This is a genomic window from Streptomyces sp. HUAS MS02 (assembly GCF_055702265.1).
Genome location: NZ_CM146747.1, coordinates 2,690,348 through 2,713,309, shown reverse-complemented (window position 1 = coordinate 2,713,309; position 22,962 = coordinate 2,690,348). Strand labels below are relative to the sequence as shown.

Below are 22,962 nucleotides of genomic sequence, written 5' to 3'. Positions count from 1 at the left end.
GTCACCGGCGACCACCCTCCCCGAAGCCCCGACCGGACCCGTTGCCCGGGCCGGCCCCCGGCTCGGTGTGCGTGGCCCACTCCAGCAGGCCGATGAAGGCGCGGTTCAGGAGCGCCGAGTCAGCCGGCCTGAGCGGCCGCTGGGCCATCAGCAGGGCTTGCCCGTACAGGGACTCCGTGGCCGTGCCGATCAGCTCCCGGTCGGTCAGCGAACTGATCCGCCGGACCAGCGGGTTGAGATGGTTGAGCACCAGCCGCGCGCGCGGCGCGCTGCCCCGCAGCGAACCGAGGATGCCCGCCCACAGATCGTCGGCCTGCTCCTCCGCCTCCGCCCGGGCCTGCTCGTGCCGGGAGGACCGGTCGTCCAGGTGCAGCGCGGGCACCGAGAGCGGATGGAAGGCCCGCAGCACCACGTCGCAGCCCAGGGGGTCGAGCTTCGCCCGCGCGGCCGACAGGAAGCCCGCCAGCGCCAGCTCCTCGTCCGGGTCCGGCACGTCCAGGTGAGCGGTCACCGTGTCGGCGTCCAGCTCGGCGACCACCGTCCCCGGACGCACCGACGGCAGCGCCTCGACCAGCTCGCTGTCGTACGTGTAGCCGCCGTTGACCACCCCGACGCCCTGCGCGGACGCGATCGGCGCGACCTGCCGGTACTCCTCGACCGTCCGCGTGAAGTGCACCACCGGGTGCCGCTGCGCGAACTCCTCCAGCGAGAGCCGCCCGTCGGTCGTCTCGAAGGGCAGCCACGGCAACATCGTGCGCAGCATCTCCCTGTCGTGCCGCGCCAGCGACTTCACGCCCAGGTAGTGCACCGACAGGAAGGCCGCCAGCCGCTCCGGATCACCCGCGGCGAGCCCCGTGAGCCAACCTCGGATCCGCTCGCCGAGCGCCTCCCGCACGGCCGCCAGCGTCTCGTCCTCGTACAGCGACTCCCGCGACGCCGTGGGCCGCAGGCTGTCCGTGTCGAGGACGCAGCGCACGAAGAACGCCCAGTCCGGCAGCAACTGTTCGGCCCGCTCGGTGAGCAGCATGCCCTTCAGATGCACCCGGTGGCTCGCCCGCTGCGCCGGGCTGACGGCGGTCGGCAGGACGTACGCGACGCCCCGGATCCCGGCCAGCGGCACGTCCAGCTCGATCGAGTCCAGCGGCGTGAACCCGAACAGGTCGTGACAGTGCCGGGCCAGGGCCACCCGCCGGCCGGCCGGCGAGGCGTACGCCCGGTTCCAGGGCGCCGGCAGGTCGGTGACCGCCTCCTCGCCCACCCGTACGTCGTACGGCAGCAGCGACCCGAAGTCCCGCGCCAGCGTCAGCACGCGTGCGGGGGAGAGCCATTCGGCGGCCCCGGGCCGCGCGACCAGATGCACGGTCGTACCCGGTTCGGGGCGCGCCTCGTCGGGCAGTGTCCGCACGGTGTACGAGCCGTCGTCGGCAGCCGTCCACTCCACGGGTGGCGCGTCCGGCGTACGGGCGCTGCGGCTGACCACCCGGATGCGCTCGGCGACCACGAAGCAGGCGAGCAGCCCGATGCCGAACTGTCCCAGGAAGTCCGAGCGGACCTCCTGGATGCCTCCGTCGTCCCGCTTGGAGCTGCGGCCGATCGTGGCGAGCAGGTTGTGCACATCGGTCTCGGTGAGCCCGATGCCCGAGTCCTCCACCCGCAGCGTGCCGGCCTCGGCGAACAGCCGTACGCGGGCGGGGGCGTCGGGCTGCTCGGCGCGGCGCGCGGTGATCGCGTCCACCGCGTTCTGCAGCAGTTCGCGCAGGTAGACCTTCGGACTGGAGTACAGGTGGTGCGAGAGCAGATCCACCAGGCCACGCAGATCGACCTGGAACGTGTGCGGCGACTGGGGTGCCTGAGGAGTCTGGGGTGCCTGGGATGACTGTGAGGTCATTGAATCCATCGTCGCAGCGCCGGTGGGAGGGATTCTGGCGACGGCGGCGGGGTCGGGCGGTCCCGTCGGACGGTGACCGCGGACGGCGGCGGCAGGGCCCGACTGCTGGGCCCGGGAGTGCGTCATCCTAGGCGCGAACGACCCGCCTGACCAGCGGATTTCAAGGACGTATACGGGAATGTCAGTGGCGTGGTGTGCAATGGATCTCGTGCCCGCGCTCGAAGAACCGCTCAAGAACACGCTCGGCGCCGCCACCGCGAAGGTGATGGCCGAGCATCTCGGCCTGCACACCGTCGGCGATCTGCTGCACCACTATCCCCGCAGATACGAGGAGCGCGGCCAGCTCACCCACCTCGCCGACCTGCCGATGGACGAGCACGTCACGGTGGTCGCCCAGGTCGCCGACGCCCGCCTGCACAGCTTCGCCTCCGCCAAGGCCCCCCGGGGCAAGGGCCAGCGCCTCGAAGTCACCATCACCGACGGCAGCGGCCGCCTCCAGCTCGTCTTCTTCGGCAACGGCGTGCACAAACCCCACAAGGACCTCCTCCCCGGCACCCGCGCCCTCTTCGCCGGCAAGGTCTCCGTCTTCAACCGCCGCCTCCAACTGGCCCACCCGGCCTACGAACTGCTGCGCGGCGACGACGTCACGGAGACCGTCGACACCTGGGCCGGCGCCGTCATCCCGATCTACCCGGCCACCGCCAAGCTGGAGTCCTGGAAGATCGCCAAGGCCGTCCAGACGGTCCTGCCGAGCGCCCAGGAGGCCGTCGACCCCCTCCCCGACTCCCTGCGCGAGGGCCGGGGCCTGGCCACCCTCCCCGAAGCCCTCCTGAAGATCCACCGCCCGCACACCAGGGCCGACATCGAGTCGGCCCGGGACCGCCTCAAATGGGACGAGGCCTTCGTCCTCCAGGTCGCCCTGGCCCGTCGCCGCCACGCCGACGCCCAGCTGCCCGCCGTCGCCCGCCGCCCCGCCCCCGAAGGGCTCCTCACCGCGTTCGACGCCCGCCTCCCCTTCACCCTCACCGAGGGCCAGCAGAAGGTCTCCAGGGAGATCTTCGACGACCTGGCCACCGAACACCCGATGCACCGGCTGCTCCAGGGCGAGGTGGGCAGTGGCAAGACCATGGTGGCCCTCCGCGCCATGCTCGCCGTCGTCGACGCGGGCGGGCAAGCGGCCATGCTCGCGCCCACCGAGGTGCTCGCCCAGCAGCACCACCGGTCGGTGACCGAGATGATGGGGGAGCTGGCCGAGGGCGGAATGCTGGGCGGCGCCGAGCACGCCACCAAGGTGGTCCTGCTCACCGGCTCGATGGGCGCCGCCGGCCGCCGGCAGGCGCTGCTGGACCTGGTCACCGGCGAGGCCGGGATCGTCATCGGCACGCACGCGCTGATCGAGGACAAGGTCCAGTTCCACGACCTGGGCCTGGTCGTGGTGGACGAGCAGCACCGCTTCGGCGTCGAGCAGCGCGACGCCCTGCGCGGCAAGGGCAAGCAGCCGCCCCACCTCCTCGTCATGACGGCCACCCCCATCCCGCGCACGGTCGCCATGACCGTCTTCGGCGACCTGGAGACCTCGGTCCTGGACCAGCTGCCCGCCGGTCGCTCCCCCATCGCCAGCCATGTCGTCCCGGCCGCCGACAAGCCCCACTTCCTCGCCCGCGCCTGGGAACGCGTCCGCGAGGAGGTGGCGAACGGCCACCAGGCGTACGTCGTCTGCCCGCGCATCGGAGACGACGTCGACGAACCCGGCGACTCGAAGAAGAGCGGCAAGTCCCCGGAGGACGTAGCCGAGAAGCGCCCGCCTCTCGCCGTCCTCGACGTGGCCGACCAGCTCGCCAAGGGCCCCCTCCAGGGCCTGAAGGTCGAGGTCCTGCACGGCCGGATGCACCCTGACGACAAGGACGCGGCCATGCGCCGCTTCGCCGCCGGCGAGACCCAGGTCCTGGTCGCCACCACGGTCATCGAGGTCGGTGTGAACGTCCCGAACGCCACCGCCATGGTGATCATGGACGCCGACCGCTTCGGCGTCTCCCAGCTCCACCAGCTGCGCGGCCGGGTGGGCCGAGGCTCCGCCGCCGGCCTCTGCCTCCTGGTCACCGAGATGCCCGAGGCCAGCGCCGCCCGCCAGCGCCTGGGCGCCGTCGCCTCCACCCTCGACGGCTTCGAGCTCTCCCGCATCGACCTCGAACAACGCCGCGAGGGCGATGTCCTCGGCCAGGCCCAGTCCGGCGCCCGCACCAGCCTGCGCATGCTGACCGTCATCGACGACGAGGAGATCATCGCGGAGGCGAGGGAGGAAGCGGCGGCGGTGGTCGCGGCCGACCCGGACCTGGAGCACCTACCGGCGCTGCGCACAGCCCTGGACGCCCTCCTGGACGAGGAACGGGAGCAGTACCTGGACAAGGGGTGAGGCCCCGCGCCCCCGATGGGGCGCGGGGAACTGCGCGAGCGGCCACGACGGACCCGCAGTCGCCCACGTCGATCGGCAGGCACCCCACCAGGCGAACCCGCCACCGTCCCGCAGCCGCCCACGGCAGACGCACCCCTCCCCACCGACTGCCAGACTGGACCCACAGTCGCTCCTCCTCCCCAAGGACCCAAGATGACCCGCGTGATCGCCGGCGCAGCCGGCGGACGCCGCCTCGCCGTCCCGCCGGGCAACGGCACCCGCCCCACCTCCGACCGCGCCCGCGAGGGCCTCTTCTCCACCTGGCAGTCCCTCCTCGGCGGCCCCCTGGACGGCGAACGCGTCCTGGACCTGTACGCCGGCTCCGGTGCCGTGGGCCTGGAGGCCCTCTCCAGAGGCGCGGCCCACACCCTGCTCGTGGAGGCCGACGCCCGCGCCGCGAAAACGGTCCGCGACAACGTCAGATCGCTCGGCCTCCCCGGCGCCGAGGTGAGATCGGGCAAAGCCGAGCAGATCATCCAGGGCCCGGCGCCGGACGAGCCGTACGACCTCGTCTTCCTGGACCCCCCGTACGCCGTCTCGGACGACGATCTTCGGGAGATCCTGCTCACACTCCGTGCCGGGGGCTGGCTCGGCGACGAAGCCCTCGTCACCGTGGAGCGCAGCACCAGAGGCGGTGAATTCGCCTGGCCGACCGGTTTCGAAGCCCTCAGGGCCCGTCGCTACGGCGAGGGAACGTTTTGGTACGGTCGCGCCGCCTCTACGTGCGAAGACGCACGATGACCGGACCGGAGAGCGAGGGACCTCAAGTGCGCCGTGCCGTCTGTCCCGGGTCGTTCGACCCCATCACCAACGGACACCTCGACATCATTGGCCGCGCCTCCAAGCTGTACGACGAGATCTACGTCGCGGTGATGATCAACAAGTCCAAGAAGGGCCTCTTCGAGGTCGAGGAGCGGATCGAGCTGATCCGCCAGGTCACCGCCGAGTACGCGAACGTCCGGGTGGAGGCCTTCCACGGACTGCTCGTCGACTTCTGCAAGCAGCGCGACATCCCGGCCATCGTCAAGGGCCTGCGCGCGGTCAGCGACTTCGACTACGAACTGCAGATGGCCCAGATGAACATCGGCCTGTCGGGCGTGGAGACCCTCTTCGTCCCCACCAACCCCACCTACAGCTTCCTGTCGTCCTCCCTGGTCAAGGAGGTCGCGACCTGGGGCGGCGACGTCTCCCACCTGGTGCCCCCGCTGGTCCTCGAAGCACTGGCCGAGCGACTGAAGCGGGACTGAGCGGACGAACGTCCCCCGCTGGCCGTACAGTCGACCCGACCGTCTCCAACACAGCTGTAGAGAGTGGCGAGCACACGGTGGACCACACGGTGGACGTGCAGAAGAAGCTCGACGAGATCGTCTCGGTGGTCTCCGGCGCCCGGGCCATGCCCATGTCGGCCTCGTGCGTGGTCAACCGCGCGGAACTGCTCTCCCTGCTCGACGAACTGCGCGCGGCTCTGCCCGACTCCCTCGCCCAGGCACAGGAGCTGATCGGCGACCGCGACCACATGGTCGAGCGGGCCCGGCTGGAGGCCGAGCGGATCATCCAGAACGCGCACGCCGAGCGCGGCTCCCTGATCTCCGACACCGAGGTCGCCCGCCGCTCCCAGAACGAGGCCGACCGCATCCTCGGCGAGGCCCGCCAGGAGGCCGAGGAGGTCCGCGCCGAGGCCGACGACTACGTCGACTCCAAGCTCGCCAACTTCGAGGTCGTCCTCACCAAGACCCTCGGCTCGGTCGGCCGCGGCCGTGAGAAGCTCCTGGGCACCGGCCCGGGCGTCGACGAGCAGGGGTACGAGGACGAGGACGCTCCCGAGCGCAGCCACGACCCCGAGACCCTGCGCCGCGACGCCGACGCCTACGTGGACGCCAAGCTCGGCGCCTTCGAGGCCGTCCTCGCCAAGACCCTGGAGGCCGTCGGCCGCGGCCGGCAGAAGCTGCACGGCCGGATCGCCACCGACGACCTCGGCGCCCTCGCCCTGAACGACGACGGCACCTCCCCCCGCCCCACCAGCGACGCCGACTACCTGGCCGAGCTCGTCGCCCTCTCGGACACCCCCGCCCAGTCCGCGCCGGAGCAGCCGTCGTACGGGCAGCAGCAGGACTCCTACGCGGCGACGGCGTACCAGCAGGACCCGTACGGCTACCAGCAGCAGTACGCCCAGCCCCAGCAGTCCGCCGACCCCTACGGCTACCAGCAGGCCGACCCGTACGCGGCCGGCTACCCACAGCAGCCCGCGTACGACCCGAACCAGGGGCACATGGAGCCGCAGGGGCACATGGAGCCGCAGGGACACCAGGACCAGCAGGGGCACCAGGGGTACGCGCAGCCGCAGGGGAACCAGCTCGACGAGACCAGCCTCTTCGACACCACCATGATCACGGCGGAGCAGTTGCGCCGCTACGAGCAGGGCCGCTGACAGCCGATTGGGCCGATGGCGAAAGGTCCAGTATCCTGGCTCTTCGGTCGCGCGTGCGTTGATGCTGTCCGCAGCAGACGCCCGCGATCGAGCGCTGCCCGGAACACCAGGGGTGGCGCCCTCCTCCGAGTTTCGAAGACCGAAAGCAGAAATGGCTCTGAACGCCCGCCTCGACCACCGCAACCCCCTCGTGTTCGACACGCACGAGCTGGGTCGGCGGCCCGGTGCGCAGCAGCGCCTGACGCGTTCGGTCGACGCTCCCAAGGACCTCGGGATCAAGGGGGTCGTCGGAGTGCCGGAAGGCGCCCCGGTGGAGCTCGAACTCCGTCTGGAGTCGGTCATGGAAGGGGTGCTCGTCACAGGCACCGCCCGTGCCGACGCCAAGGGGGAGTGCGTAAGGTGTCTGGAGCCGCTCGGGCTGGAGCTCGAAGCGGACTTCCAGGAGATGTTCTCGTACCCCGACGCCGATGAGCGGGGCCGCGTGATCGCGGAACCCGACAACGACGCCGAGGACGACGAGGACAGGCTCTTCATCGAGGACGGCCTGTTCGACCTCGAACCCGTGCTGCGCGATGCGGTGGTGCTCGCACTGCCGATGCAGCCGGTGTGCCAGGACGACTGCCCCGGCCTGTGCTCCGAATGCGGAGCCCGGCTCGCGGACGACCCGGACCACCACCACGACGCCGTCGACATCCGTTGGGCGGCACTGCAGGGACTCGCCGGTTCACTCGAAGACGGCGAGAAGGACGAGATGAGCGGCGCCGAATCCGGTGTCGACGAGAAGCAGGAGAAGTAGCCGTGGCTGTTCCGAAGCGGAAGATGTCGCGCAGCAACACGCGCCACCGCCGGTCGCAGTGGAAGGCTGCGGTCCCCACCCTGGTTGCGTGCGAGCGCTGCCACGAGCCCAAGCTGCAGCACATCGCGTGCCCGTCTTGCGGCACCTACAACAAGCGCCAGGTCCTCGAGGTCTGAGCGGCTGGTGAGAGGCACTGTGTCCAGCCCCAAGAAGGCGGATGACGCCAAGGCGGAGACCAACGCCAAGAAAAAGGCGGAGAACACAGCCTCGTCCCACACGCTTCTGGAAGGGCGGCTCGGCTATCAGCTCGAGTCCGCCCTTCTGGTGCGTGCGCTGACGCACCGTTCGTACGCGTACGAGAACGGCGGTCTGCCCACCAACGAGCGCCTGGAGTTCCTCGGGGACTCCGTACTCGGCCTCGTGGTGACGGACACGCTGTACCGCACCCACCCCGACCTGCCCGAAGGCCAACTGGCCAAGCTGCGGGCCGCGGTGGTCAACTCTCGTGCGTTGGCGGAGGTGGGCCGCGGGCTCGACCTCGGCTCCTTCATCCGGCTCGGCCGCGGTGAAGAGGGCACGGGCGGCCGGGACAAGGCGTCCATCCTCGCCGACACCCTCGAAGCGGTGATCGGCGCGGTCTATCTCGACCAGGGTCTGGACTCGGCGGCGGAGCTGGTGCACCGCCTGTTCGACCCGCTGATCGAGAAGTCCTCGAACCTCGGTGCCGGCCTGGACTGGAAGACCAGTCTCCAGGAGCTCACCGCGACCGAGGGGCTCGGTGTGCCCGAGTACCTGGTCACGGAGACCGGCCCCGACCACGAGAAGACCTTCACCGCTGCCGCCCGCGTCGGAGGCGTCTCGTACGGCACCGGCACCGGCCGCAGCAAGAAGGAAGCGGAACAGCAGGCGGCCGAGTCCGCCTGGCGTGCGATCCGCGCCGCGGCGGACGAGCGGGCGAAGGCGGCGGCCGAGGCCGTGGCTCTGCCCGACGAGCCCGCGGAAAGTCCTTCGGACGCGGCCCCGGCGTAACGGCTCCGCCGGGTGCGGTGCGGTGTCGTGTGGTGTGGTGCGTTGTCGGGTGCGGGTGAGTGGGGGCTTCTCGCGCAGTTCCCCGAGCCCCTGAAAGATCAGGCCCTGCGGGGCCCGAACGATCAGGCCATGTGGGCCTGAAAAGCACGGGGCGCAGCCCCTGCTTTTCAGGGGCGCGGGGAACTGCGCGACCAGCCCCCACTCACCCGCACCCACCCACGACCTCACCCACCCACCCCCCACCCCCCGCTCTCTCCGGAGGCCCCCGTGCCAGAACTCCCCGAGGTCGAGGTCGTACGGCGCGGCCTGGAGCGATGGGTGGCCCATCGGACCGTCGCCGACGTCGAGGTCCTCCACCCCCGGGCGATCCGTCGGCACCTGGCCGGTCCGGAGGACTTCGCGCACCGGCTCAAGGGCCATCGCATCGGCGAGCCCAGCCGCCGCGGGAAGTACCTGTGGCTGCCCGTGGAGGACACCGGCATCGCCGTCCTCGCCCACCTCGGCATGAGCGGCCAACTGCTCGTGCAGCCGCACGACGCGGTCGACGAGAAGCACCTCAGGATCCGCGTCCGCTTCGCGGACGACCTCGCCACCGAACTGCGCTTCGTCGACCAACGCACCTTCGGCGGACTGTCGTTGCACGACACCACCCCGGACGGTCTGCCGGACGTCATCGCGCACATCGCCCGCGACCCCCTCGATCCGCGGTTCGACGCGGAGGCCTTCCACCAGGCGCTGCGGCGGAAGCGCACGACGATCAAACGGGCCCTGCTCGACCAGTCGTTGATCAGCGGGGTCGGCAACATCTACGCGGACGAGGCGCTCTGGCGCGCGCGGATCCACTACGAGCGCCCCACGGCCGGTTTCACCCGCCCCCGCACCACCGAACTCCTCGGCCATGTACGGGACGTGATGAACGCGGCCCTCGCGGTGGGCGGCACGAGCTTCGACAGCCTCTACGTCAACGTCAACGGCGAGTCGGGGTACTTCGACCGCTCGCTGGACGCGTACGGCCGTGAGGGACTGCCCTGCCGCCGCTGTGCCACGCCCATGCGGCGGCGGCCGTGGATGAACCGGTCCAGCTACTTCTGCCCGACGTGTCAGCGGGCGCCACGCGTCGCGTCGTAGCGCTCGCGGGACCGGAGCACGTCCTCCATGCGGTCCTCCACGAAGGTGATGAGGGACAGCAGGCGTTGGGAGATCTCGCGGCCGAGCGGTGTGAGGGTGTAGTCGACCCGTGGCGGGTTGGTGGGCTGCGCGTCGCGGTGGACGAGGCCGTCGCGCTCCAGGGCGTGCAGGGTCTGGGAGAGCATCTTCTCGCTGACGCCGTCGACGCGGCGGCGCAGCTCGTTGAAGCGGAGCGAACTCTCGTACAGTGCGCCCATCGTGAGGGCGCCCCAGCGGCCCGTGACGTGCTCCAGGGTGCCCCGCGAGGGACAGTTCCTGGCGAACACGTCGAAGGCGAGGCCGTCGAAATCCACAGCGCCCGTACCCGCGGCGGCCCGCGTGGACGTCACGCCGGTCTGCGCGGCTGATTCCATACCACCGAGGATACTCCGGCACAGCGCTGACCAGAAGATCGCACTAACTGATGGTTAGCGGTGGGGTGGGGGAGGCGGTGACGAGCCGGCCCGGGGAAGGTGAGCCGGCCGGCGACGGGGCGGGCGGGTGCCTCGGGCCTAGTAGCCGAAGTCCTGCGTCCACCACGGTCCGCCGTCGCCCAGGTGGACGCCGACTCCGAGGGTCTTGAAGTCGCAGTTCAGGATGTTCGCCCGGTGGCCGGGGCTGTTCATCCAGGCCTCCATGACCGCTTCGGCGGTGGCCTGGCCGCGGGCGATGTTCTCGCCGCCGAGGCCGGTGATCCCGAGGGTGGCCGCGCGGTCCCACGGGTCGGAACCGTCGGGGTCGGTGTGGTCGAAGAACCCGCGCAGGGCCATGTCCTCGCTGAACGCCTCGGCCAGTTTCGCCAGGTCGCTGTTGGCCGCCACCGGCTGGCAGCCCGCCTTGGCCCGTTCCTCGTTGACCAGCAGGAGGACCGCGGCCTCGGCCTGGGTCTCGGAGGAGAGCTCCGCCGGAGAAGTGGTGTCCTTCTCCTTGCCCTTCTCCTTCTCCTTGATGGGCTTGTCGGACGGCTTCTTGGTCTTCTGGGAGCCGGAGCCCTTGTCCGCCTCCTCGGCGGGCTTCTTCTCGGACGGGGGCGTCGAGGGGGCCTGGGTGTTGGACGGAGAGGCCGCGCGCTCGGCGTCCCGGCTGGTGGCCTCGTCCTCGCGCTGTTCCTGCGCGGCGCCGTCCGCACCGCCCTGCTGGGTCGCCGCACCCGTCGGCGAGCCGGCGGGCACCACCGTCTCGTTGGTGTTGCCACCACTGATCGTGTACTGGTCGCCGCCCGGCAGCACCCCGGTGGCCACCGCGACGGTGCCGAGGGCGACGGCGGCGGAGACACCGAGGAGACCGGTCTTCACAGGCGTCACGGTCTTCTTCTTGCGGCGGCGCGAGCCACCGTTCCGCGAAGCGGCCTGGGCGTCGGCCTCCAGGAACGCGGCGAACCCGTACAGGTTCTCCGGACCGTAGTGCGGCTCCTCGGGAACGAAGCCCCTGTCAGTGACCCCGGCGGCGCGGCCCCCCCTGGCGGCGCGGCCGGCGGCGGAGCGTCGGTGGCGTCCCATGTCTTGGCCTTCCTCGTCCTTGCGGTGTCCTGCGGTCAACGTTGGGGAGTTCGTCAACGTTGTGATCGTCGTCTTCACGAATCTCACACGAAGGAGTGAGTTTCATATGAGATTCATTGGGTGGGGACGGTACAGCATGGCGCCTGGGGACGGTGAGACCCGGGAGACATTGGCCCGTTAGCGTGCAGTCATGAGCGAGGATGTACGGCTGGTCGCCTGGGTGCGTGGACGGGTGCAAGGTGTGGGTTTCCGCTGGTTCACCAGGGCGAGGGCGCTGGAGATCGGGGGCCTGAGTGGTTTTGCTCTCAATTTGGCCGACGGACGGGTCCAGGTGGTCGCCGAGGGGCCGCGCGAGGCGTGCGAAGGGCTCCTGGAGTGGCTCCAGGGCGACGACACGCCCGGGCGCGTGGTGGGTGTGACCGAGATCTGGGACACACCGCGCGGGGGGTACGAGGGCTTCGCCATTCGCTGATCCCCCGAGGGGGTGAGTGGCGCGAGAGCGGAGGGGAGCGCCACCGGCATATGCCAGGAGCATGCACAAACCGGAAATGTGCAGGTGATTGTCAAGACAGGTCTGTCATGGCAGGCTCCGAAGAGAGGATGATCCCCTCGCTCCGACGGTCAGGAGAGGTCCCGGAATCGCCGCAGCGTCGCCCGTTCGGGGCCGCGCGGCAGAGGGATGCCCGCCATTGCGGGGCGTGATCGTGTTGACCGTCAAACTTTTTGGTGAGACGCTAAAAGCAACCCCGCGCACCTTAGCTGTTTGGCATGAAGACGGCAGCAAAAACTCAACAGTGCCAAGCAATGCGGGTGCGATTCCCTCACGACCCACACCGCTTCGGTCGGTCACTCAGTGTGGAGGACCATCCATCATGGCAAAGGCGCTTCTCGGTTACGTCGGCGGCTCCGACCCGCGACTCCTCGCCGAGATGCGACGGCTCCAGCAGCGTGTCCAGGACCTGGAATCCGAGCTCGGACGCATCCAGGCGAAGAACGACGCGCTGACGGCTGCCGCTTCTCACGACTCGCTCATGGAGCTCGACGCACGCCAGGCGGAGCCTGCGCTCACCTGATCACTGCATCGCACCACGACAGACAGCAGTGGTTGGGCTGCCCGTATCAACCGCTAAGTTGTCAGATCTGCAAGGGACGCCTTCTCCAAGGCGTCCCTTCTTTCTGTCCCCGAGCCCCGGCTCGGCCCCCGGCTCCCCACCTCACCCTCTTTAACGTCTGGTGTGCCCTGCACGTTCATGGGCGAAACCGCGCGTTCATGGAGTGAGACAAGGCCGGAAGGTAGAGTCCAGCGCCGTGCACCTCAAGGCCCTGACCCTCCGTGGGTTCAAATCGTTCGCCTCGGCGACCACGCTCCGGTTCGAACCGGGCATCACGTGCGTCGTCGGGCCCAACGGTTCGGGCAAGTCCAACGTCGTGGACGCGCTCAGCTGGGTCATGGGGGAACAGGGCGCCAAGTCGCTGCGCGGCGGCAAGATGGAGGACGTCATCTTCGCCGGCACCACCGGGCGCCCCCCGCTCGGGCGCGCGGAGGTGTCGCTGACCATCGACAACTCCGACGGGGCCCTCCCCATCGAGTACTCCGAGGTCACGATCACGCGGATCATGTTCCGCAACGGCGGCAGCGAGTACCAGATCAACGGCGACACCTGCCGACTCCTCGACATCCAGGACCTGCTCTCCGACTCCGGCATCGGTCGTGAGATGCACGTCATCGTCGGCCAGGGACAGCTGGACTCCGTCCTGCACGCCGACCCCATGGGCCGCCGCGCCTTCATCGAGGAGGCCGCCGGCGTCCTCAAGCACCGCAAGCGCAAGGAGAAGGCGCTCCGGAAGCTGGACGCCATGCAGGCCAACCTGGCCCGCGTCCAGGACCTCACCGACGAACTCCGCCGCCAGCTCAAGCCGCTGGGCCGCCAGGCCGCCGTCGCGCGCCGGGCCGCCGTCATCCAGGCCGACCTGCGCGACGCCCGCCTGCGCCTGCTCGCCGACGATCTCGTACGCCTCCACGCCGCGCTCCGTACGGAGGTCGCCGACGAGGCCGCGCTGAAGCAGCGCAAGGAGGCCGCCGAGACCGAGCTGAAGAAGGCGCTCCAGCGGGAGGCCCATCTGGAGGGTGAGGTGCGCCGGCTGGCGCCGCGCCTCCAGCGCGCCCAGGAGACCTGGTACGAGCTGTCGCAGCTCGCCGAGCGGGTGCGCGGCACGATCTCCCTGGCCGACGCCCGGGTCAAGAGCGCCACTTCCGCGCCCGCCGAGGAGCGGCGCGGCCGCGACCCGGAGGACATGGAGCGCGAGGCAGCCCGCATCCGTGAACAGGAGGCCGAACTCGAAGCGGCCCTGGAGGCCGCCGAGCGCGCCCTGGAGGACACGGTCGAGCACCGCGCCGACCTGGAGCGGCAACTCGTGGTCGAGGAACGCCGGCTGAAGGACGTCGCCCGGACCATCGCCGACCGCCGCGAGAGCCTCGCCCGGCTGAACGGCCAGGTCAACGCCGCCCGCTCCCGCGCGGCCTCCGCGCAGTCCGAGATCGACCGCCTCGCCGCCGCCCGCGACGAGGCGCGCGAACGCGCCGCCGCCGCCCAGGAGGAGTACGAGGCGCTCAAGGCCGAGGTCGACACCCTCGACGCCGGCGACTCTGACCTGGCCGAACAGCACGACGCCGCCAAGCGCGCCCTGGCCGAGGCCGAGACCGCCCTCGCCGCCGCCCGCGAGGCCACGACCACCGCCGAACGCCGCCGGGCCGCCACCCAGGCCCGCCACGAGGCCCTCGCCCTCGGCCTGCGCCGCAAGGACGGCACGGGCGCGCTGCTCGCCGCGAAGGACCGGCTGGGCGGAGTACTGGGCCCGGCCGCCGAACTGCTGACGGTCACCCCGGGCTACGAGATCGCCCTCGCGGCGGCCTTCGGCGCGGCGGCCGACGCGATCGCGGTGACCTCACCCTCAGCCGCGGCGGAGGCGATCCGCCTGCTGCGCAAGCAGGACGCTGGCCGTGCGGCCCTGCTGCTGGCAGGAGCACCGGACGACGTGGCGCCGTCCTCGGGGACAGCGCCTCAAAGGGGCGCGGGGAACTGCGCGACCAGCCACGACGGGCCCGCGGACGAAAGACGACCTCTCCCGGCATCCCCTCCCGCGCACTTCGCCGCAGACCTGATCCGGACCCCCTCCGACCTCACACCCGCCGTACGCCGTCTCCTGCACCGCATCGTCGTCGTGGACACCCTCGAGGACGCCGAGGACCTGGTCTACGCCCGCCCCGACCTCACCGCCGTGACCGCCGAAGGCGACCTGCTCGGGGCCCACTTCGCGCACGGCGGCTCGGCCGGGGCACCGAGCCTGCTGGAGGTGCAGGCCGCCGTCGACGAGGCGGCGGCCGAGCTGGAGGAGCTCGCCGTACGGTGCGAGGAGCTGGCCGAGGCCCAGCAGCACGCGGTCGAGCTGCGCCGGGAGCGGGCCGGGATCGTGGAGGAGCTGGGGGAGCGGCGCCGGGCGGGCGAGCGGGAGAGGTCGGCGGTCGCGCAGCAGCTCGGGCGGCTGGCCGGTCAGGCACGGGGCGCCGCCGGGGAGGCGGAACGGTCCACGGCCGCCGCCGCACGCGCCCAGGAGTCGCTCGACAAGGCCGTGGAGGATGCCGAGGAGCTGGCCGAACGGCTCGCGGTGGCCGAGGAGATGCCCGTGGAGGAGGAGCCGGACACCTTCGTACGGGACCGGCTCGCGGCGGACGGGGCCAACGCGCGGCAGACCGAGATGGAGGCCCGGCTCCAGGTGCGGACGCACGAGGAGCGGGTCAAGGGGCTCGCGGGGCGCGCGGACTCCCTCGACCGGGCCGCGCGCGCCGAGCGCGAGGCGCGGGCGCGCGCCGAACAGCGCAGAGCGCGGCTGCGGCACGAGGCCGCCGTGGCCGAGGCCGTCGCCTCCGGTGCCCGGCAACTGCTCCGCCACGTCGAGGTCTCCCTCGCCCGCGCGGAGCGGGAACGCACCGCCGCCGACGCGGCCAAGGCGCGCCGTGAGCAGGAGCTCGCGCAGGCCCGCAACGAGGGGAGGGACCTCAAGGCGGAGCTGGACAAGCTGACCGACTCCGTCCACCGGGGCGAGGTGCTCGGCGCCGAGAAGCGGATGCGGATTGAGCAGCTGGAGACCAAGGCGCTGGAGGAGCTGGGCGTCGAACCGGAGGGGCTGATCGCGGAGTACGGGCCCGACCAGCTCGTACCGCCGTCGCCGCCTGCGGAGGGGGAGGAGCTGCCGGAGGACCCGGAGCACCCCCGCAACCAGCCGAAGACGTTCCACCGCGCCGAGCAGGAGAAGCGGCTGAAGGCGGCCGAACGGGCCTACCAGCAGCTCGGCAAGGTCAATCCGCTGGCGCTGGAGGAGTTCGCGGCGCTGGAGGAGCGGCACAAGTTCCTCAGCGAGCAGCTGGAGGACCTGAAGAAGACTCGCGCCGATCTGCTGCAGGTGGTGAAGGAGGTCGACGAGCGGGTCGAGCAGGTCTTCACCGAGGCGTACTGGGACACCGCACGGGAGTTCGAGGGCGTGTTCGGCCGGCTCTTCCCCGGCGGCGAGGGACGGCTGATCCTCACCGACCCGGACAACATGCTCACCACCGGTGTCGACGTCGAGGCCCGGCCGCCGGGCAAGAAGGTCAAGCGGCTGTCGCTGCTCTCGGGCGGGGAGCGGTCGCTGACGGCCGTCGCCATGCTGGTGTCGATCTTCAAGGCGCGGCCCAGCCCGTTCTACGTGATGGACGAGGTCGAGGCGGCGCTCGACGACACCAACCTTCAGCGGCTGATCCGGATCATGCAGGAGCTGCAGGAGGCCTCGCAGCTGATCGTGATCACCCACCAGAAGCGGACCATGGAGGTCGCCGACGCGCTGTACGGCGTGTCCATGCAAGGCGACGGCGTCTCGAAGGTGATCAGCCAGCGGCTGCGTTAGGCGGGTCCGAGCGGGGGTAGGCGCGGCTGGTCCAGCAGATCATCAGGCCCGTTCCCCCGACATCGGCGACGTGCCCGCCGAGGAGTACAGACGTGACCAGCACAGCGCAGCCCAGGGCAGGAGCTCGGGGCGCTCAGCCCGACCATCTCTCGCACGTGATCTTCATCGCGGCGGCGGCCGCGATGGGCGGCTTCCTCTTCGGCTACGACAGTGCCGTGATCAACGGCGCCGTCGAAGCCATCCGCCACCGCTACGACATCGGCTCCACGGCCCTGGCGCAGGTCATCGCCGTCGCGCTGATCGGCTGTGCCGTGGGCGCGGCCACGGCGGGCCGGATAGCCGACCGCATCGGCCGTATCCGGTGCATGCAGATCGCGGCCGCCCTGTTCACGGTCAGCGCCGTCGGCTCCGCGCTCCCCTTCGCGCTGTACGACCTCGCCTTCTGGCGGATCGTCGGCGGCTTCGCGATCGGCATGGCGTCCGTCATCGGCCCCGCCTACATCGCCGAGGTCGCCCCGCCCGCCTACCGGGGCCGGCTCGGCTCGTTCCAGCAGGCCGCGATCGTCGTCGGCATCGCCGTCTCCCAGCTGGTCAACTGGGGCATCCTGAACGCCGCCGACGGCGACCAGCGCGGTGAACTGCTCGGCCTGGAGGCCTGGCAGCTCATGCTCGGCGTCATGGTCGTCCCGGCCGTGCTCTACGGCCTGCTCTCCTTCGCGATCCCCGAGTCGCCGCGCTTCCTGATCTCCGTCGGCAAGTACGAGCGCGCCCGAGAGGTGCTGGCCGAGGTCGAGGGCGGGGACGTCGATCTCGACGCCCGGGTCGCCGAGATCGAGTCGGCCATGAACAGCGAGCACAGGTCGACCTTCAAGGATCTGCTCGGCGGCAGCTTCCTCTTCAGGCCGATCGTCTGGATCGGCATCGGCCTGTCGGTCTTCCAGCAGTTCGTCGGCATCAACGTCGCCTTCTACTACTCCGCGACGCTGTGGCAGTCCGTGGGCGTCGACCCCAGCGAGTCGTTCTTCTACTCCTTCACGACCTCGATCATCAACATCGTCGGCACCGTGATCGCGATGATCTTCGTCGACCGGATCGGCCGCAAGCCGCTCGCCCTCATCGGCTCCGTCGGCATGGTCCTCGGCCTCGCCCTGGAGGCATGGGCCTTCTCCTACGACCTCGTCGACGGCAAGCTCCCCGCCACCCAGGGCTGGGTCGCCCTGATCGCCGCCCACGTGTTCGTCCTCTTCTTCGCCCTCTCCTGGGGTGTCGTCGTCTGGGTCATGCTCGGCGAGATGTTCCCGAACAGGATCCGCGCCGCCGCGCTGGGTGTGGCCGCGTCCGCCCAGTGGATCGCCAACTGGGCCATCACCGCGAGCTTCCCGTCCCTGGCCGACTGGAACCTCTCCGTGACGTACGTGATCTACACGGTCTTCGCCGCGCTCTCCATCCCCTTCGTCCTGAAGTTCGTCAAGGAGACCAAGGGCAAGGCGCTGGAGGAGATGGGTTAGCCCCAGCCCCACCCCTCGTACCCCTCCGCCGTCCCGGCCCGACCACCGAGCGGGCCGGGACGGCGGCTCTCCGGGGACGCGCGACGGTCAGTCGGCCAGGCGCGGCAGCACCCGCTCGGCGAACAGGCGCAGTCCCCGCCACCCCTCCTCGACCGGCATCCCGCCGACCAGCGGATGCAGGACGTAGTTGTCCAGGCCCAGCGCCACGCACTCGTCCGGCGTGACGATTCGGTACACGCCCTCCGCGCGCAGCTCCGCCACCGTCGCCGCGCCCGACCGCACGGCCGACCGGATGCCGGCCGACTGCCAGGAGGCGTAGGTCCGCGCCTCGTGCAGGAAGTGCCCGCCGTACTCGGCCCACGCCCGGTCTGGGTCCTCCGCCACGTGCAGCAGGGGCGTCTCGGCGGCCGGCATTATCGTCCAGCCCGCGGTGCCGTACTCGACGAGCCGCTCCTTGTAGTACGCCTCCAGCTCCGGCAGGTGCGCGCTCGGGAAGAAGGGGAGCCCCAGGCGTGCCGCCCGGCGGGCCGCCGCCTTCGAGGAACCGCCGACCAGCAGCAGCGGATGCGGTTCGGTGCCCGGGCGCGGGGTGACCCGGACCGTGCGCCCCCGATAGGTGAACGGCTCGCCCGTCCACGCCCGGAGCAGCGTCTCCAGCACCTCGTCCTGGAGCTTGCCCCGCTCCTTCCAGTCCACGTCGAACTGCGCGTACTCCTCCGGCCTGTACCCGATCCCGGCGACGGTGACCAGCCGCCCGCCGCTGACCAGATCCAGCACGGCGATGTCCTCCGCCAGCCGCAGCGGATCGTGCAGCGGCCCGATCGCCGCCGAGACCGTGACCGCGACCCGCCGTGTCGCCCCGAACACCGCCCCCGCGAAGACGAACGGCGACGGCAGCCAGTTGTTCTCGACCCCGTGGTGCTCCTCCGTCTGCACGGTGCTGACGCCCTGCTCGTCGGCGTACGCGGCCATCTCGACGGCGGCCCGGTAGCGGGCCCGGAGCGAGGCGGGCGTGGCGCCGGGCTCGACCAGGTTGAAACGGACGACCGTGACGGGCATGGGACCCCCTTCGGGCGGCTGTGGAGGGGGACGTTAGCTGACGGTTCGTCAGGTAACCAGGGGTGTGGAAGGCCGGAGTCCCCCGTACGGCGATCGAACGCCTCGGGGGGCGGTCCCGCATACTGGTCCCGTTATGGAACTCATCCTTGCTGTAGTCATCGCCGTGGTCGTGCTCGGCGTGCTGGGCGGGCTCGTCGTAGGCAGCCGCAGGAAGAAGCCGCTGCCCCCGGCTCCCCCCACGACACCCGACATCACCGCCCCTCCGGCCGAGCCGCATGTCGGCGACGAGGCCGAGACGCCGCGCGACGAACCGCGCCGGACGATCGAGGAGGTGGATCTCCCGGACGGTTCGGCGTCGGCGCCCGTGGCCGTCGAGGAACCGCCCGCCCCCGAGATCGAGATCCCCGAGCCGACCGCCGGCCGTCTGGTACGGCTGCGCGCCCGGCTCTCCCGCTCACAGAACGCGCTCGGCAAGGGGCTGCTCACGCTGCTCTCGCGCGAGCACCTCGACGACGACACCTGGGAGGAGATCGAGGACACCCTCCTCACCGCCGACGTCGGCGTCCAGCCCACCCAGGAACTGGTCGAGCGGCTGCGTGAGCGCGTGAAGGTCCTCGGCACCCGCACCCCGGCGGAGCTGCGCACGCTGCTGCGCGAGGAACTGCTGAAGATCCTCGTCCCCGAGTTCGACCGCGCGGTCAACACCGACTCGCCGCTCGACACCCCGGGCATCGTGATGGTCGTCGGCGTCAACGGCACCGGCAAGACCACCACCACCGGCAAGCTCGCGCGTGTCCTCGTCGCCGACGGCAAGAACGTCGTCCTCGGCGCCGCCGACACCTTCCGCGCCGCCGCCGCCGACCAGCTCCAGACCTGGGGCGAGCGCGTCGGTGCCCGTACCGTGCGCGGCCCCGAGGGCGGCGACCCGGCGTCCATCGCCTTCGACGCCGTCAAGGAGGGCATCGAGGAGGGCGCCGACGTCGTCCTCATCGACACCGCCGGCCGGCTGCACACCAAGACCGGCCTGATGGACGAGCTCGGCAAGGTCAAGCGCGTCGTCGAGAAGCACGCGCCGCTGGACGAGATCCTGCTCGTCCTCGACGCCACCACCGGCCAGAACGGCCTCGTCCAGGCGCGGGTCTTCGCCGAGGTCGTCGACATCACCGGCATCGTCCTCACCAAGCTCGACGGCACCGCCAAGGGCGGCATCGTCATCGCCGTGCAGCGCGAGCTGGGCGTGCCCGTCAAGCTCGTCGGCCTGGGAGAGGGAGCGGACGACCTCGCGCCGTTCGAGCCGGAGGCGTTCGTGGATGCCCTTATCGGCGAGTGACAGGCGGTGGCCACCTGCGGGAACCCGTAGGTGGCAGGGAAGAAGCGCCCGCCCCCAAGGTGCAGTTGGGGACGGGCGCTTCGCTGTGTACGGACAGCGGGTGGCCGACCGGGGTCAGGCCCGGGAGCGGTGGGCCACGTAGGCCAGGGTGCCCAGCAGCAGCCGCGCGGCCGGTGGCCTGGTCGCCGAGTCGAGCGCGGGGGAGCGGAGCCAGCGGACCGGGCCGAGGCCGCCGCGGTCGGACGGCGGGGCGGTGACATGGGTGCCGGGGCCGAGACCGCGCAGGTCCAGGGCGGAGGGGTCGTCCCAGCCCATGCGGTAGAGCAGGGAGGGCAGCTCGGCGGCGGCGCCGGGAGCGACGAAGAACTGGGCGCGGCCCTCGGGGGTGGCGATCACGGGGCCGAGCGGGAGGCCCATGCGCTCCAGGCGGACCAGTGCGTGCCGCCCGGCCGACTCGGCGACCTCGATCACGTCGAACGAGCGGCCCACCGGCAGCATCACCGACGCGCCGGGGAACTCGGCCCAGGCCTCGGTCACCTCGTCGAGCGTCGCTCCGGCGTGGATGGGAGGCGCGAAGCCGAGGGGGTGTGCGCCGGGCGCGGAGCAGGTCGTCCTGCCGCACGAGCACGCGCCCGAAGCCGTCCGCGCGCCGGGGACGACGTCCCATCCCCAGAGGCCGGTGAACTCGGCCACCGCCGTGCACTCCGAGGAACGGCCGCGTCGACGCGTGCCGGATCGCATCTCCCGGATGCCGCCGATCGTGAAGCCCATGCCCCCTCCAACGGGTCCAGCGCGCTGGTGGTTACGCGACGGAGTCGGAATGCGACGCTCTGCTTCCGCATGGGCGGCGCACTACGGCACCCCGGGTGGCGTGGTCGCCAGCGCGCGCCCCTGAATGCATCGCTACGCCCACTCCCGTCCGTCCTGTGTCAAGTGAATCGCGGACGGGCCACCGTTAGTTCATTCGAAGGGGTGGCGAATGGTGGCGTTTCTGGAATCGCCGTGGCCGGACGCGTGATCGTAGGATTACTTTGAGTGCACGGGGTCTGGAGACGTACACGCTCGTGGGTATGCCGGAGGCAAGTCGTCTTTCCGTTCGATGGGTGACGGGGGTCGGACGTACGGCGTGGTAACCGGCATTCTGGTAGGGCTTGGCGCACACAGCGCACAAGTGGGTTCAGGGATGGGGGCGTTCCAGTGGGCGGCAACGGCGGAAGCGGCACGAACGCTGAGAAGCGCCCGAACGAACTGCTCGGTTCGTGGTTCGTCCGCAGCGGATGGTCCAAGGGCGAGCTCGCCCGGCAGGTGAACCGCCGGGCCCGTCAGCTCGGCGCCAACCACATCTCCACCGACACCTCGCGCGTACGCCGGTGGCTCGACGGGGAGAACCCGCGCGAGCCGATCCCGCGCATCCTGTCCGAGCTGTTCTCCGAGCGGTTCGGCTGTGTCGTCGCCGTGGAGGACCTGGGTCTGCGCGCGGCGCACCAGTCCCCGTCCGTCTCCGGCGTCGACCTGCCCTGGACGGGCCCGCAGACCGTGGCGCTGATCAGCGAGTTCTCGCGCAGCGACCTGATGCTGGCGCGGCGCGGCTTCCTCGGGAGCTCGCTCGCCCTCTCCGCGGGCCCGGCCCTCATCGAGCCGATGCAGCGCTGGCTCGTCCCCTCGCCGCCCGCCCCGCGCGCGGAGCCCGAGCCGTCGCCCGCCGCCCGCCGCGCCGGCCGGCTCTCCCGGCCGGAGCTGGACCTTCTCGAATCCACGACGGTGATGTTCCGGCAGTGGGACGCCCAGTGCGGCGGCGGTCTGCGCCGCAAGGCGGTCGTCGGCCAGCTGCACGAGGTGACCGACCTCCTCCAGGAGCCGCAGCCCGAGGCCACCACCCGGCGACTGTTCAAGGTCGCCGCCGAACTGGCCGAGCTGGCCGGCTGGATGAGCTACGACATCGGCCTCCAGCCCACCGCCCAGAAGTACTTCGTGCTCGCCCTGCATGCGGCGAAGGAGGCAGGCGACAAGCCTCTCGGTTCGTACGTCCTGTCCAGCATGAGCCGACAGATGATCCACCTCGGCCGGCCCGACGACGCGCTCGAACTGATCCATCTCGCCCAGTACGGCAGCCGGGACTGCGCGAGCCCGCGCACCCAGTCGATGCTGTATGCGATGGAGGCCCGCGCCTACGCCAACATGGGCCAGCCCGGGAAGTGCAAACGGGCGGTGCGGATGGCCGAGGACGTCTTCGCGGACGCCGAGGAGTGGGACGACCCGGACCCCGACTGGATCCGCTTCTTCAACGAGGCCGAACTGCACGGCGAGAACAGCCACTCCTACCGCGACCTCGCCTATGTCGCCGGCCGCAGCCCCACCTACGCCTCCCTCGCCGAGCCCGTGATGCGCCGGGCCGTCGACCTCTTCGCCACGGACGCCGAACACCAGCGGTCGTACGCGCTGAACCTCATCGGCATGGCCACCGTGCACCTGCTCCAGCGTGAGCCCGAGCAGGGCGCCGCCATGGCCAAGGAGGCCATGGACGTCGCGCGCAAGGTCCGCTCCGAGCGCGTCAACACCCGCATCCGCAAGACCGTCGACACGGCCGTACGTGATTTCGGCGGTCTCGCCGAGGTCGTCGACCTCACGGACCAGCTCGCCGTCCACCTCCCCGAGACCGCCGAAGCGGTCTGACCCGGCCCGGCGCCACGCCAGGGCCCCTTCCACGCCGGCCGCGGCCTGCCATCCCTACTGCCCGACTCGGCTCCCCCATGCCAGGTCATCGGATGGTCTGCCGCGGTCGGTCCGTTCCGGGAAGTCCCACGGAAGTCCGGTGGAAGTACCACCGGAAGTTCCATCGGATACGAAACCGTTATCCGCCGAGAG

General features: G+C 71.1%; 19 protein-coding genes. 14 read left to right on the top strand and 5 right to left on the bottom strand.

Annotation, left to right across the window (positions count from 1 at the left end; all coding sequences use genetic code 11):
- Position 1 precedes the first annotated feature (1 nt).
- Positions 2-1,897 (bottom strand): HSP90 family protein, encoded by a 1,896-nt coding sequence (locus ACZ9QC_RS11415; protein WP_472920059.1) that lies wholly within the window; start codon positions 1,895-1,897, stop codon positions 2-4.
- 190 nt (positions 1,898-2,087) lie between these two features.
- Between ACZ9QC_RS11415 and recG the strand changes: the two genes are divergently transcribed.
- The 8 genes from recG to mutM all read left to right on the top strand — a co-directional run bounded on the left by recG (position 2,088) and on the right by mutM (position 9,721).
- Positions 2,088-4,301 carry an ATP-dependent DNA helicase RecG gene (recG, locus tag ACZ9QC_RS11410; RefSeq protein ID WP_472920058.1) on the top strand — a complete coding sequence of 738 codons (2,214 nt, stop codon included), beginning with the start codon at positions 2,088-2,090 and terminating at the stop codon, positions 4,299-4,301.
- A 192-nt stretch (positions 4,302-4,493) separates the two neighbouring features.
- Positions 4,494-5,081: a 16S rRNA (guanine(966)-N(2))-methyltransferase RsmD gene (gene rsmD, locus ACZ9QC_RS11405; RefSeq protein ID WP_472920057.1), complete on the top strand. Its 588-nt coding sequence runs from the start codon at positions 4,494-4,496 to the stop codon at positions 5,079-5,081.
- 26 nt (positions 5,082-5,107) lie between these two features.
- On the top strand, positions 5,108-5,587 hold the full coding sequence (coaD, locus tag ACZ9QC_RS11400; protein ID WP_184903734.1) for a pantetheine-phosphate adenylyltransferase: 480 nt from the start codon (positions 5,108-5,110) through the stop codon (positions 5,585-5,587).
- A gap of 89 nt (positions 5,588-5,676) precedes the next feature.
- On the top strand, positions 5,677-6,768 hold the full coding sequence (locus tag ACZ9QC_RS11395) for an ATP synthase subunit B family protein (protein ID WP_472921660.1): 1,092 nt from the start codon (positions 5,677-5,679) through the stop codon (positions 6,766-6,768).
- 151 nt (positions 6,769-6,919) lie between these two features.
- Entirely contained in the window at positions 6,920-7,564 is a 645-nt protein-coding gene (locus tag ACZ9QC_RS11390; protein WP_472920056.1) for a YceD family protein, read from the top strand.
- Between the two features lie 2 nt (positions 7,565-7,566).
- Positions 7,567-7,740, top strand: coding sequence for a 50S ribosomal protein L32 (rpmF, locus tag ACZ9QC_RS11385; protein ID WP_007493396.1), 174 nt, complete (start codon positions 7,567-7,569; stop codon positions 7,738-7,740).
- 7 nt (positions 7,741-7,747) lie between these two features.
- Positions 7,748-8,593 (top strand): ribonuclease III, encoded by an 846-nt coding sequence (gene rnc / locus ACZ9QC_RS11380; RefSeq protein ID WP_472920055.1) that lies wholly within the window; start codon positions 7,748-7,750, stop codon positions 8,591-8,593.
- 267 nt (positions 8,594-8,860) lie between these two features.
- Complete coding sequence (mutM, locus tag ACZ9QC_RS11375; RefSeq protein WP_472920054.1) at positions 8,861-9,721, top strand: bifunctional DNA-formamidopyrimidine glycosylase/DNA-(apurinic or apyrimidinic site) lyase; 861 nt, start codon at positions 8,861-8,863, stop codon at positions 9,719-9,721.
- On the opposite strand, the gene ACZ9QC_RS11370 is transcribed toward mutM, so the two are convergent.
- Both ACZ9QC_RS11370 and ACZ9QC_RS11365 read right to left on the bottom strand, forming a co-directional pair.
- Positions 9,694-10,134, bottom strand: coding sequence for a winged helix-turn-helix transcriptional regulator (locus tag ACZ9QC_RS11370; protein WP_472920053.1), 441 nt, complete (start codon positions 10,132-10,134; stop codon positions 9,694-9,696). The genes mutM and ACZ9QC_RS11370 overlap by 28 nt on opposite strands.
- A gap of 138 nt (positions 10,135-10,272) precedes the next feature.
- Positions 10,273-11,259 carry a CAP domain-containing protein gene (locus ACZ9QC_RS11365; protein ID WP_472920052.1) on the bottom strand — a complete coding sequence of 329 codons (987 nt, stop codon included), beginning with the start codon at positions 11,257-11,259 and terminating at the stop codon, positions 10,273-10,275.
- Positions 11,260-11,449: 190 nt separating this feature from the next.
- On the opposite strand from ACZ9QC_RS11365, the gene ACZ9QC_RS11360 reads away from it, so the two are divergent.
- The 4 genes from ACZ9QC_RS11360 to ACZ9QC_RS11345 all read left to right on the top strand — a co-directional run bounded on the left by ACZ9QC_RS11360 (position 11,450) and on the right by ACZ9QC_RS11345 (position 17,708).
- Positions 11,450-11,731: an acylphosphatase gene (locus ACZ9QC_RS11360; RefSeq protein ID WP_184899816.1), complete on the top strand. Its 282-nt coding sequence runs from the start codon at positions 11,450-11,452 to the stop codon at positions 11,729-11,731.
- A 400-nt stretch (positions 11,732-12,131) separates the two neighbouring features.
- Entirely contained in the window at positions 12,132-12,332 is a 201-nt protein-coding gene (locus ACZ9QC_RS11355) for a hypothetical protein (protein WP_472920051.1), read from the top strand.
- A gap of 235 nt (positions 12,333-12,567) precedes the next feature.
- Positions 12,568-16,200: a chromosome segregation protein SMC gene (gene smc, locus ACZ9QC_RS11350; protein ID WP_472920050.1), complete on the top strand. Its 3,633-nt coding sequence runs from the start codon at positions 12,568-12,570 to the stop codon at positions 16,198-16,200.
- Positions 16,201-16,292: 92 nt separating this feature from the next.
- Positions 16,293-17,708 (top strand): sugar porter family MFS transporter, encoded by a 1,416-nt coding sequence (locus ACZ9QC_RS11345; protein WP_472920049.1) that lies wholly within the window; start codon positions 16,293-16,295, stop codon positions 17,706-17,708.
- 87 nt (positions 17,709-17,795) lie between these two features.
- Here the strand turns inward: ACZ9QC_RS11345 and ACZ9QC_RS11340 are convergent, their stop codons facing one another.
- Positions 17,796-18,767 (bottom strand): LLM class flavin-dependent oxidoreductase, encoded by a 972-nt coding sequence (locus tag ACZ9QC_RS11340; protein ID WP_472920048.1) that lies wholly within the window; start codon positions 18,765-18,767, stop codon positions 17,796-17,798.
- 133 nt (positions 18,768-18,900) lie between these two features.
- Here ACZ9QC_RS11340 and ftsY point away from each other — a divergent pair, with 133 nt between their 5' ends.
- Positions 18,901-20,097, top strand: a complete 1,197-nt coding sequence (gene ftsY, locus ACZ9QC_RS11335) for a signal recognition particle-docking protein FtsY (RefSeq protein ID WP_230220733.1) — start codon at positions 18,901-18,903, stop codon at positions 20,095-20,097.
- A gap of 114 nt (positions 20,098-20,211) precedes the next feature.
- Here ftsY and ACZ9QC_RS11330 read toward each other — a convergent pair whose 3' ends face one another.
- A complete protein-coding gene (locus ACZ9QC_RS11330; protein WP_472920047.1) occupies positions 20,212-20,868 on the bottom strand; it encodes a bifunctional DNA primase/polymerase in 657 nt (218 codons plus the stop codon).
- A 426-nt stretch (positions 20,869-21,294) separates the two neighbouring features.
- Here ACZ9QC_RS11330 and nsdA point away from each other — a divergent pair, with 426 nt between their 5' ends.
- Positions 21,295-22,770 (top strand): transcriptional repressor NsdA, encoded by a 1,476-nt coding sequence (gene nsdA / locus ACZ9QC_RS11325; RefSeq protein ID WP_472920046.1) that lies wholly within the window; start codon positions 21,295-21,297, stop codon positions 22,768-22,770.
- Positions 22,771-22,962: the final 192 nt, after the last annotated feature.